The 12,925-nt window shown below is 37.9% G+C and carries 7 protein-coding genes and 2 pseudogenes; 2 read left to right on the plus strand and 7 right to left on the minus strand.

Annotated elements, in window-relative coordinates; genetic code table 11:
- The 3 genes and pseudogenes from FXW07_RS04690 to cdhA form a co-directional block, all read right to left on the minus strand.
- Nucleotides 1–338, minus strand: a pseudogene (locus tag FXW07_RS04690) (acetyl-CoA decarbonylase/synthase complex subunit beta); the annotation flags it as partial.
- Nucleotides 339–362: 24 nt separating this feature from the next.
- Nucleotides 363–875, minus strand: coding sequence for a CO dehydrogenase/acetyl-CoA synthase complex subunit epsilon (cdhB, locus tag FXW07_RS04695; RefSeq protein ID WP_229394443.1), 513 nt, complete (start codon nucleotides 873–875; stop codon nucleotides 363–365).
- A 5-nt stretch (nucleotides 876–880) separates the two neighbouring features.
- Nucleotides 881–3,301, minus strand: coding sequence for a CO dehydrogenase/acetyl-CoA synthase complex subunit alpha (gene cdhA / locus FXW07_RS04700; protein WP_229394444.1), 2,421 nt, complete (start codon nucleotides 3,299–3,301; stop codon nucleotides 881–883).
- Between the two features lie 2,019 nt (nucleotides 3,302–5,320).
- On the opposite strand from cdhA, the pseudogene FXW07_RS04705 reads away from it, so the two are divergent.
- Nucleotides 5,321–5,602: pseudogene (locus FXW07_RS04705) on the plus strand (DUF134 domain-containing protein); the annotation flags it as partial.
- Nucleotides 5,603–6,493: 891 nt separating this feature from the next.
- The gene (locus tag FXW07_RS04710) at nucleotides 6,494–7,477 is read left to right on the plus strand and encodes a PT domain-containing protein (protein WP_229394445.1); all 984 of its coding nucleotides are present in this window, start codon (nucleotides 6,494–6,496) and stop codon (nucleotides 7,475–7,477) included.
- 330 nt (nucleotides 7,478–7,807) lie between these two features.
- Here the strand turns inward: FXW07_RS04710 and FXW07_RS04715 are convergent, their stop codons facing one another.
- From FXW07_RS04715 to FXW07_RS04730, 4 genes are all read right to left on the minus strand, one after another.
- On the minus strand, nucleotides 7,808–8,857 hold the full coding sequence (locus FXW07_RS04715; RefSeq protein WP_229394459.1) for a glycosyltransferase family 4 protein: 1,050 nt from the start codon (nucleotides 8,855–8,857) through the stop codon (nucleotides 7,808–7,810).
- A gap of 2 nt (nucleotides 8,858–8,859) precedes the next feature.
- Nucleotides 8,860–10,029 carry a glycosyltransferase family 4 protein gene (locus FXW07_RS04720; protein WP_229394446.1) on the minus strand — a complete coding sequence of 390 codons (1,170 nt, stop codon included), beginning with the start codon at nucleotides 10,027–10,029 and terminating at the stop codon, nucleotides 8,860–8,862.
- Between the two features lie 66 nt (nucleotides 10,030–10,095).
- Nucleotides 10,096–11,451 (minus strand): class I SAM-dependent methyltransferase, encoded by a 1,356-nt coding sequence (locus FXW07_RS04725; RefSeq protein WP_229394447.1) that lies wholly within the window; start codon nucleotides 11,449–11,451, stop codon nucleotides 10,096–10,098.
- A 209-nt stretch (nucleotides 11,452–11,660) separates the two neighbouring features.
- Complete coding sequence (locus FXW07_RS04730; RefSeq protein ID WP_229394448.1) at nucleotides 11,661–12,923, minus strand: ABC transporter ATP-binding protein; 1,263 nt, start codon at nucleotides 12,921–12,923, stop codon at nucleotides 11,661–11,663.
- Nucleotides 12,924–12,925: the final 2 nt, after the last annotated feature.

Consider the following 12,925-nt stretch of genomic DNA (forward strand, 5'->3'; position numbering starts at 1 on the left):
AGCATCCAGACATCATATCTCTGGTTCAGGTGCATAATGCCCTGGCAGTAGTTGATGAAATCGTGGATACGCCTCTCGATAACAGATTCAAGGTCAGCCTCTATGAGTTCTCCACCGATGTTGAAGATCATTGCCCAGGGATAGGTTTTACCTTCTTCCATTTCCTTGAGATCAGGACCGATAATCGTAACTTTGTCATCTTCGATCTCGTCCATGGGTTTTGCACGGACAAGTTCCAGACCCAGGGACTTTGGGCCACCTAGTTCAACAAACATTCCTTCCTTTCTTACTCTTTCTCCTTCAAACATTGGAGAAATCTCAAATGGGAATTCTGCCATTATATTTCGCCTCCTAAATAAAAATTATAATGCGTTAATAAGTTCATCCAGGGCAGCATAGTGGTCTGCCTTACTGAGGTTCCCGAAGGACATCGTTGCGTTCTGGATATAGCCTCTTTCAATCGCAATTGTTTTCAAATCACTGAAGTTCTTTGCTGCGGATATTACCTGGTTGATGTAGTATTTCTTGAATCCTATGACTATGATCATGTCATAGTTTCCGTTTCCATCAAGGCCAGGCCAGCTTGGATCAGTCAGGTAGAAACCGAGCATATGGGCATTGATATACTTTGCATCTACATCCTTATCAGCAAGGATTGCCATAGAACTCCCGGTTGCAGCAATAGGGAGATTTGCAGCCTTTGAAATTTTTACTACACGATCAAGCATCTCTGGATCAAGAGTCAGGGTTCCTACCATAAGGAGCGGTCTCTTTGCTTTTGAGATAAGCTTTGCAGCCATTTCAGGAGTTAAGGTTTTTGAGGTATTCACTCCGTAGCTGGTAAAGACCTTTGTGTTCTTGGTAGTGTCAACCATTTAATTCAGGCCTCCTTGCAAAGTCTTTTGAGGTTAGTGGGCTGTGCCGATACGTCGAACTTGATCTTTGGACCGGAGATGACTTTCCTCCTCTTCCAGTCAATTTCCCAGCCATGTTCTGTTTCAAGTTTCTTGAGGAGTGCCTCACGGGTAGCCAGCGGGAGGTCAGCTTCGTTTCTGACGAACTTCCACCAGTCTTCTGGTTCTGCTCCAAGGTACTTCCTGTGGAGTTCCATCCAGTGAGTCAATTTTATGGATCTACCCATGCTATTATCGGATACACGGATGCATGCCTTTGCCATCATCGGGATTGCTTCCTGCCAGGTCTCTGCTGTGGTCAAGAGGAATTCTGGTGCTGGTGGGATCGCCATTTCCTGTCCATTCCTTGCATCGTAGACTTTCCACTTGTCCTCTTCATAGGTCTTGGCAATCAGTGCTCTCCTGTACTTAGAGGAGTGGGGACCGAGTACTGCAGGGATACCAAGTATGTTACAGCCGGTACCGATTGATGAAGCCTTCTGTGAGAATGCACCCCAGGCAAGCCCGCAGGCACCTACACGGTTAAGGATATAGTCTGCGATCTCGGCGAGGTTTCCTTCAAGTGTCCTCTGGGCAAAGATAGCTGCGACTTTTTCAGCTGCTCCTGTAATGTGAGCGTTAGAAACACAGGACCCAATGTTGGCAAGTCCTCCACACTCAAATCCTCCTGGGAACCTCTCATAGAGAGTCTTGCCATCCTCATCCTTGAACATACCAATATCCATTGCTCCACAGCCTGTCGTCACTACAATGAAGTTTCTCTTCAGGAACTCTTCTGCGATGTAGTAAACGTCCTTTGTGCCTTCTGGATAGTTAGGGCATCCGATAATTGCGATGATACCTGGTGTAGTACCCATAACCAGGTTAAGACCTTCTGCACGGATTTCGGCGTCAGATACCTGACCTCTGCCAGCTCTCATCAAGCCTTTCTCTTCAGAAATCTGTTTCTGGGATGCCTTTTCGATTATGTTGAGAATTGGTATTTCCTTCTTACAGACCTGTTCGCAGCGGCGGCAGCCAATACACTGGTCGTGTAATTTTTCTAAATATGAGTAGTCTCCTTCTTTTGCAAATTCCATGGCTTCGGGGATATCCAGTTCTTCTGGGCAAGCAATCATGCAGGCTCCACAGTCTGCACATTTTGTAACCCAGTTTTTGAATTCTTCGTCTGTAGGAATTGCAGTGATACCGGAGGCATCGCGGATCGGACCCATTTCCATTGTGAGCCTGATGCAGAGTTCTCCGAGCTTGTCATAGTCAAGCATTACACAGCCTGGAATCTTTCCGGACTTGAGTTCCTCAATGGTCTCATCAACGTCGGCATCTGTCCTGTTCGGAAGCCCATACATGATCTTGGGATTTGATGCTATTACCGGAATCATGAGTTTCTGAGCTTCAGGTACAATATCGCCGCGGACGCACTGTTCATCTACAACAATGACATCTGGCATTCCGGAACGGATTACTTTTAGCTCTTTAGCCATTGAACCGATGACCTTTGCATATGGAGGTCTTCTATCGGCTTCCTTATACCTTGTAAGGTCTATTGCAGTGCAGCAGAGCCCAGCTATCTCCATCTTGTCGGTCAGGTTGTTGTCTTCCATGTAGTCCATCATGTAGGTGACGCCGGCAACATTATGTCCAATAACACAGAGGAAAGGTTTGGACTTGTCAATTGTTCCCATTCCGATTTCAACTAATGGAGCTTCTGGGTCAGCTCTCGGGAAATCATAGGCTGTAACCTGTACAATATCGGAAATTTCCATGCCTACGTGGTCAAGACTGCCGCTGAAGAGGGCTTTGGAGTCGTAATCAATCTCTGCGGATTCCTGGCCGGCGTGAACTGTTGCAAGCAACTGAGTCAGTTGATCTTCAACGTATTCCATTGCCGGTTTAACTTCACCAAGGGTTTTGGGGCTAAGCCCGGTACTGATTGTAATGTTTGGGGTAAGCACGTTGGACTGCCCCAGGTTGAGAGGCAGGTCTTCTCCAAAGGTTTCGATCAAATGGTCGAGTAGGTGGCGACCGTGAGCTGCATGACAGGCAGTACCTGTGATCACGCGGAGGAAGAATTCTCTTCCATTGTGGCCCATCATGTCAATACCACATGCACCTCTCTTGTTCCCTGAAAGATCACAGGGTCCATAGGTACAGTAGCAGCACTGGTCACACATTGGGGTGATAACAGGCTCGTAACGGTCAAGCAGTTTGAAGTTCCAGTCATCCCTATAAGACTCAAGTCCTGGGAGAAGTGTGGGGCCTGCTTTAACGAGCTCCTTTCCTTTTTCTTCAGCAGCCTCCTTTGCTGCTCCTACAATATTATTGATAGTGATCTGAACGGATTCTAGATCTTCTATAGAAAAACTCCCGGTAGTTAATTTACTCATTTTAGCTTTACCTCCTAAATACGCTTAATGTCGCTTCATCAGACGATTGTATTTTATGATATGTGGCATACCGATAATGATTGTCCAATCTATATTGACGTCTGCTTGAAAGTTTCAGCTATTTAAATGACATTTTTAGTAGGTCGTTTTTAATTTTTTATAGAATTTACACACTTACAATACAAAATCAAGTACAGTAAATTAAGCAGTTAAAACTTGAATTTTTAAAAAGTTTGAAGTTCACTGCTTTTGTTTTAGACATCAAGTGGGTAAGTTCTATAATGGTAAACCTTGAGATCTCAAAATACAAGAGATCCTGGAGACTATCCGAAAAGTTCTATGAATGTTGTAAAATTTACAATTAGACAACTAGTGTTTATTATCCGGAATCCGTTCATTTATGATCTGCCGATTGTAGAAGTTACAGTAGGTCACAGCACTTTTCAGATAAACTCTTAAATTACACATAAGCGACGTGTTATAAATAACTTCCATTTTTGTTTGGTATAAATATAAAAATAAAAATTAAGCAGTTAAAACGTGAATTTATAGAGAGTTCAAAGTTCACAGTTTTTGTTTTAGATATCAAATGAAAATCATGTCACTGGGCAATTGGTGTTTATTATCCGGAATCCGGTCATTTATGACCTGCTGATTGTAGAAATTACAGCAGGTCACAGCATTTTTTAGATAAACACTTAAATTACTCATACGCGCGTAATATAAATAGCTTCCATTTTAGTTCGGCTAAAATATAAAATAGAAAAGTAAGCAGTTAAATCTTAGATTGTTACATAATTTGGATTTCACTGCCTTATTTAGACTTCAAGTGGGTGTACTATAAGTAAATGTTGTGATCCCAGAATAAAAGAGATCTAGAGACTATCCGAAAAGTTCTACGCATGTTGTATAATTACATCTGGACAATTAGTGTTTATTATCCGGAATCCGTTCATTTGTGATCGCTGATTATAAAAGTTCCAGTAGGTCACAACACTTTTCGGATAGTCCTTAAATTACACATAGGCGATGTGATATAAATAGTTATCAGTTCTGTTTGAATTAAATATAAAAATGGAAGAATTTTGATATATAATAGATATATGAACTCTTATGAATCATAGACTCCTACTAAAATCATAAAAAAAGGTATCAGCTACTAATTTTTTAAAAGAAGGGCAGGATAAATTATCCGAATAATAGGTAAAACGAAAGTATATTGATTAACGGAACTTTTACGTTAAATAAGGTGTAAAAGGCAAAAAATAGCTGCAGGACTAAAAAATGTATGATACAAAAATATTGAGTAAATGTTATAGTTATAATCGCATTTAGTTCAAATATGAGGTCATTGGTCTTGATTTTGTATCTAATATGCAGAACCTTATAATAAATTTATAAATTATTAATGTATCAATAGTTGATTGATGCAGCGTTAGCTATATATATTATTACACATTTGCGTAATTTGAATTTCAATTGAATTAAGAGCCTATCAAGAATCCCAAAAGATACTTATTACAAACTCCGCGAAAATTCCACAAGTGTTCTCGTAATTATTAGCGTATCCCTGGATGTTGTATCCTGAAATGATTTCGTAGACTCAAAACCATTTGGAAGTCTAATCCATAATACAATCACAGGAGACGCAAAAGGTTAAATGTTGAATAAATTCCAATTTTATTTTGGTATTGTGGAATGATTGCGTAAAATGAAACAAATTCAAAGTTGAAGTAATATAACGTGTCATCTGTATACGATATGCAACTGTAATAAAAGATGTTTAAAAAGTGAAATAATTTTGGGATAAAACAAATATGTGCATAATTTATTCTGTGACTATTTTTTAAGAACCAATTTTAAAAGTATGTTGCCATCGATGATAGTAGTTTATGTTTGATAGTAGCTTGTGTCTACTCTAATCCTTAATGAAGATGTTAGGATCAAACTTTATAAACGCTTTAAGTAAAATATATTGATCGATAGATATTTATTACGTGTCACATTAAGTGTAATTTGATGGTCAATAAAGTTAAGCGCAGGGTATCTTGCTTTCCAAAGGCCACTTATTATAAGCCTAGAGAAATCCCTCTTTGCTGTTTAGAAATCATTAACCTATCCATAGAAGAGATTGAAGCTGTTCGTCTTTGTGACCTTCTCAAGATAGAGCAGAATGAGGCTGCTGACAGGATGGGAGTCTCCCGAAAAACTTTTTGGAGTGATCTCCAAAGGGCACGGGAGAAGATTGCTGATGCTCTTGTCAACGGAAAAGCAATCGAGATCTCTGGAGGAGAGTATGTTAACACCGGTGAATGCAAGGTCCATTTTCTCTGCAAAGAATGTGATCATATGTGGGAAGCAAAGGACAACCAGTCTCGCCCCACAAGCTGTCCGAACTGTGGCTCCACTCTAATTTTCCGAATTGGCGGAGATGGACGAGGAAGGAGATTTATTGAGAATAATTACTGTTGCCCTAAAAAAAGGGAAAGCAGTAGGGATACTGATGAAGTAAGCAAAAAAAAGTGACAATAAAACTGGACTTCAAAATCAACATTGATCAATTAGTTATCCGTGAACTACCACTCAGCTAAAGACTGAGTGGCTTCTCATTGGTCATCGGTTAAGGAATTTTCTTGCCTGAAAGCTATCGATTTTGCATTAGGAGACGTCCTTAAATTTTGGCCTGTTTACTTGAAATCGATGCCCTGTTACAACTTATAACTTATTTAACTATTTTATAATCTTTGAGCTAGACAGCTTGTGGGATCGGTGAAATTTGTCACGATTCCTCACTTAACCGAAGATGCAGTCATATGTTTATATTATGGGAAAAGAGGAAGACCAAAGAAACCAGAAATTGTTCTCCCTGATTATTTGAATTATGCACAGGTAGTCAAAATAAGAACAAATGGGGTACTTAAGAAAGTCGAGAAGATGAACCATCAACATTTTCCGTCTCCACTGTATTTTTGATGGGGAAATTAATGTCAATCATTTTTTCCAAGAATAAAGCGTTTAAACAACTGTTATCTCCAACAATTTTTAAGATCCCTTTTTTAAGATCCCTTTTTTAAGATCCCTTTTTTAAGATCCCTTTTTTAAGTCCCTTTTTTAAGATCTAAAACTACAAGCCTTCTCTGAATAACGAAACAAACAGGGAACTATATAAATGTGAAAATTTTATTATAAAGCATGAGTTCTGTTCTTAAAAAGCAATATGAAACAAGAAATGAACCATCAAATGAACCATCAAATGAACCATCAAATGAACCATCAAATGAACCATCAAATAAACCATCAAATGAGTACTTAATTCCCTGGTACATAATTGGAGTAACTGCAATCATTTGTGCAGCGACTCTGGTTTTAATTGCTTTTCTTGGACCCATTGGTCAGGAAATAATACAGTATAGAACATCTCAATCTGGCATATGGCAGATCGCAGGGCAAGATCTTGCAAATCTGGTACTGATCGCGCCGATATCGCTAATTGGTGGGATTCTATGTCTGGCCAGAAGGGCCGGCTCGAAATACTTGTTAATACTTACACCGATAACGTTAATGTACACAGGACTCTCTATGGGGATTGGCCAGGAATGGAGCAATTCAGCTTACAGCGGCAATGTTGAGGACTACTGGTGGCTTTTCGGAATCCTTGTAATAGGCGGGCTTATCCTACTTTTAGGCAGCCTGTCTATGTTTTCCGAAGCAGATGCTCCTGACTTCAAACCCAGAGGCCTGCAAATCTACGTGGGCCTGATGACAGTATTCTTCCTGCTCTTTGCAATAATGTGGATATCCCAAATCCAGCAAGTTACAAGTACTGGCGACCTTCCAGACGGCTCATACAAAGCAGCTCCAACTGCATTCTGGGCTATAAGGTATCTTGACCTTGGAGTAAGTATTCCATTAGGCTTTCTAGCATTATTCCTTATGCTTTCAAAGCCAAAAAAAGCATATTCAATACTGCTCCTGTTCTTTGGGTTTTTCATCACTATTGGAACCTCTGTAGACATGATGGCCATAGTTCAGGTCCTGAATGGGGATACGGAGACTGCCAAAAATGGACTCGTTATATTCTCGATACTCACATTCTTCTCCTATGGAGGCCTCTTCTATCTTGTAAAAGATAAACTTCATCGAGGTGTAGTTAAAAGCTCAGATAACCAGAACTAACTATTGTCGAGATAACTTAGCGAGTTTATATTTCGACCCCCAACGTAAAACTCAAAGTTGAGCTGGCGCACCCTGCTGCAAGCAACGGGATATGTTCGTGCCACCGCTCGAAATTCCGTTAAAAGAAATAATAACCCTAAACAGTTAACAGTTTAGTTTGAACAGAAGTTAACAACCGAAAAATGGGATTGAGAAATAATATAATCATCAACGTTTACCGGAGAAGTTTCCATCCCCGCAACAGGCTAGCGGGGTATTCGACTGAAATAACGCAATTCATATTATAGCTTCTTGTTGCACTGCTGAAAACGGGATAATTTATTTGCAGCATTATTTCATTCTGGACAAAATACTTTCTAAGTGATAGATTATTTTTTCTCTTTTGAAAGCCTCCAATCTATCTTTCTGTTTCTTGACAATAATTGATCGCAATCTCTCATCCTCTACCAATATATTTACCATCTCAGCAATTTCACAGTAATTCTTTTCATTAACCAGAATTCCTGTATTCTCAAGAGTGAAGGGGATAGCTGTAGATTTGTACGCTATAATTGGAACTTCAAAGTACATGCTTTCCAGTATAGGAACACAAAAGCCTTCGTGTTCACTCATACAGATAAAAACATCAGCTAATTTATAGTAAGAAATCAGGTCGTTAAATTTGATCGGACCTAATAAATGAACATCTTTCAGATTTAAGTCCTGGATCATCTTTTTCAAATAGTCTGAATAAATTTCACAGCCTTCATAGCTGCCGGCCAGGAAAAGCCTTGATTTTTGGTTAATACGTTTATAATAATAAAATATTTTTATTATATCTTCCTGTTTTTTATGCGGGGTCACTCTTCCTACAAATAAGAGATTCACAAAATCATCATTATATTTCGACAGCAATTTTTCGTTTGGATTTTTGTAATCATTAAAGTCCACTATTATAGGCAAAACATCGGTATTTTTAAATCCCATTTCTTGAAGTTCCAGTCTGTTGAACTCGGAAACTCCAACAGCAAGGTCTATGTGGTCAACAAGTAACTTGAGTTCCTTTTTTCCATTTTCCAGTAAGTTTACAAGAGTCTCGTTGACACCAATAAAATATTCAGAGGGGGTAATATTATGGTAAATCATTATTTTTTTGTCTGGAAGTTTTGCAACAAACTCCGAAACTTCGGAACCGATGGAAAAGTGAAAGATTAATATGTTCTCTTTTGAAGAAACCTTCTTATATTCGGTATATTTTTTTGCGTTAATTTCGGGATGTATATTTTGAGCGTAGATTTCGGATTTGTATCCCCATTCATTCAAGACGCTTTTAATTTCCCGGACTTCATTGCCTATGGCATCTCCTGGAGAAATTGTTGGTAAGATCTGATGAATCTCCATCTTCAAAGGCTCCCTAAAAATTCAATATATTTTTCTACAATTTTATCCCAGCTAAAATTTTCAGTAACATAAGACATCCCGTTCTCAGCCATAATTTTTCTGGCGGCAGGGTGTTCCATATAGAAATCGAGGCATCCTTCAAATTCATAGTAGTCATTAAAATAAAGTCCACCATTACATTTGATACAGTGGTCTTTAGTTACTGCGCAATCCCCATGTACCAGTACCGGAGATTTACATAACCATGACTCCATTATTACAATAGAAAAACTTTCATTCAATGAAGGTTGACACAAAAAAGTAGCTGCTGAATATGCATCATACTTATCCTGAAGTGGTACAAAGCCCAGATCGATAATATCATTTCTATTTTCAGAGGGTATTTCTATTGTCCCACTACCAATAAGAACGAGCTTTAATTCATTCTTTCTATGCTTTTTATATCTGGTAAAATAATCAATTAGAAGAGGGACATTTTTCCCGGCTTCCTTCCTGCCTGCATAAAGAATGAAGTCGGTTTTTATACCATATTTTTCCCTGAATCGATCTGGATTATACACAAAATCCATATCAATTCCCTCTCCTAAAACAATCTGCCTGTTATTTAGAGTATAAAGCTGATTCGCTAGTATTTTTTCAGGAAACGCATGAAAAATAATGCCTTTGACATTTTCAAACATGGTCTTATAAATATTCAGGTAAGCATAGCTTTCGTCATGAAGGCATGGAATTATAACTGATTTTTCAGGGTATATGCAAGATCCATAGTAAGTCGTACCGAACATATATGGAATAAATAAAAAGTAATCATAATCTACACCATGTTCAGCAATATAAGAATAGAGACCGGGACTGTTAACCATTTCCCGCATAAACGTCTTCTCTTCTTCGGGAGAGATCTTAAGACCATGCATAAGTTTGTAGTTTATTTTATCAAAACGGACAGTATCTCTTTTCCGGACTGAAAACCTGCGGATATTGACCCCATTTAAATTATAAATACCCTCTTCATAAAAATCAGTGCTCCAATCACTCAAGAATTCTTTGATGCAAGTAGTAAGTATTTCAACCTCAATACCATGTTTTTGCAGGTTTTCAACTGTTCTTCTGCATTCACTTTCTGCTCCACCAGGAATGTTCCCGTACCAAGGAGTTACAAATGCTAGTTTCATATTAATTTATCCCCGGGTCTCTCAAAATATCAAATTATGATAATAATTCAAACATTATTTAGTCCCTCATTTTTTTCCGATGACTGCATAGTCCTGCTCTCCGTATAAAGTATTGTTTAACATATTGATGTTTTGATTAAGAGTTTCAAACAGGACTTTCTCTCTGTCTTTCAGGTCACCAAATTCTGGCAACTTCTTCAATTTCATGCTGTCCGGAACGGGAGAAATAAATTTTGTTTCAATTTCGCGGAAATTAACTGCACTTAATAAAAACTTGAGTGTCTCGGGATGTACTGGTTTTATATGAGTAAAATCAATGTAAAAGTTGGTAAAAGAAAAGAATGATAGGGGATTTACAGTCTCTACTATTAAATAAAAACCATATTTAAGTTTTTTGTTGCAAAGGTGTAGCATTTTGATAAGGTAGTTAGGAGCCAGATGTTCAACTACCTGACTGATGAAAATCCCATCCAGGCTTTTGTCTTCCATACTTTGAAGGGCTTCTATTGCATCTTTTAACTCTACATTGAAACCTTTTGATTTGCAGAAATTAACCATATCTTCATCGACGTCTATTCCCTTTGCACCGATATCTTTCTGCCTGGCTAGTTCCAGAAATTCCCCTCTTCCACAACCGATATCCAACACATTTTTACAATCCTTGAAATAATCTAAAAACACTTTTTGATGTTGTTGAATATGATCCCTTGAGCCTCTGAACTGTTCTTCAAATGCATAATAATTTATTTCAGACTCATTGTTTTCAGGTTTCTGTACCTTATGATTCTGCAAGTTTTTTTTAAAACGATTCTCAAGCACGCTGTTAAGCCAGCTTTTGTTATTCAGGTCCAGATCAATTGCAGAAATGAAGCTATTAACTTCAGATTTGATATTTTGGGGGGAATCTACTTTTAAATGTTCAAGCTCGGTTTTTAAATATCCGGCATCTGTTTTCAAAGATTTAATATCAATTTTTAAACTTTTTGAGTTATCATTTAGACGTTCAAGACCAGTGTTCAAATTTTCTACATTAGTTTTTAAGTATTGGGACTCAGTTTTTAAATCTTTTACAACATCTGCAACGCCAAAATTAAACTCTTTTTGTTTTTGGAAAACTGGATCAACATATCTCCGGACCTCTCCGTGAACCATTTTTCTTCCTTCAATCAGAAATTTTCCAGTTAATGGACGATGAGAACTTATTGTATAACTTTCATTGGAGATGTCACAATAATTTATAAATTCGAGACCTTCAGGAATATCTCTTTTTATAGGGGAAACTGCAGAAAACGTTTCACTCATTATTTCCGGTTCATTTTCTGTATAAATACTCTCTTTTTTTCTCTTGTCTATGTTCTCACGGATTTTTTCCATGATCTTCTCGACATCTACCTCTTCGTCTTTAATTTCCAGTGTATCCAATTTAGATTCCTCAATGAACTTGATTATTATATGGACCCATTTCCAGAGTATGTGTTTATTGGATATGGCATGAAGTCTGTTAACCCGAGGTTACGTTTATTTATCTCAGTTTTTTATCCCTTAAGACAACATGTTCATTTTCGGTATCTGTTTCAACAGAAAAATTATTGATTTAATCAAAAGCATTACAGTTTTTCACCGAGCAATGCTTATGACTCATTACCGTACATTTCTTGAATTTTGATTTTTGGTTTCATGTTGAAAACGCCGGAATAGATAATTGCACTATCATTAGGAATTACTTTTAAAACCTCTATATCGTGAGCCATAAGCAAATATTCTTCAAAAGCATCTTTTCCATATCCTTTATTTGCCACACCAACAGAGAATGAATAGTCTCCTGCCGAAAGCGGAAAAAAGAATTCCCAGACTAGTTCTGCAATCTGTCCCTTTTTTAGAGTAAAAGTCTTAATGCCGCTACAATATGTATTTGTTTCAAATACTGATACACCCAGATTGTTTCTAACGTGAAGGCCAAAGTGAGGATCAGATAATTCTTTTAGGGCCTTGACTTGATATATAACTTTAATTACCTGTTCACTCTCAATGTATAATGTTTCCTCGTTTTTTGAGTTCAGAATTTTAAAGGAAATAAGTTCAACTTCCCCGGTTGAAGCATTCGGATTTTTTCGACCTGTGCAATCTTTCGTATCATTCATGTCATATACTATTACTTCTGCGTCCCCCATGTGTGCTTTTTGTAAAATCATTCCATGATAATAATCAATTATATCTTTTGGGTCGCCGGAACTAATTATATGACCGTGGTCTAATAAGATTGCTGAATCACATACAATTTTCACAGCATTCATGTCATGAGATACAAAAATAATAGATCCACCATTATTTTTAAATTCCAGAATCTTTCTCATGCATTTTTGCTGAAAATACGCGTCCCCTACAGAGAGCGCTTCATCTACCAAAAAGCACTTTGGTTCTGCATGCATTGCTATTGAGAATGCAAGCCTCATAAGCATACCCGACGAGTATGTTTTAATCGGGTCATAAATAAAATCCTCAAGCTCTGTGAAATCAATAATCTCGTCTTTTTTCCTTTCAATTTCGGTTTTATCCATTCCTAGAAATGTCCCATTCATGAATATATTTTCAAGACCTGTAAGTTCTTGATCAAAACCTGTTCCCAATTCAAGTAAACCGGTGATTTTTCCGTCTACTTCGATTAATCCTTCGTCAGGAAGCATGACACCGGAAAGTACCTTTAATATCGTAGATTTGCCAGCTCCGTTTTGCCCTACTATCCCGAGGGTTTGTCCGTCCTTCACTTCAAAAGAAATATTTTCTAATGCAGTGATCTCTCGATGGTACTTTTTCCTTAAGATTTTCTCTTTTAATCTGTCAGTGGGTGTATGATACAACTTGAACTTTTTTGAAACACCTGATACTTTGATCATAT

Source organism: Methanosarcina sp. DH1 (genome assembly GCF_020804205.1).
Classification (GTDB): Archaea; Halobacteriota; Methanosarcinia; order Methanosarcinales; family Methanosarcinaceae; genus Methanosarcina; species Methanosarcina vacuolata.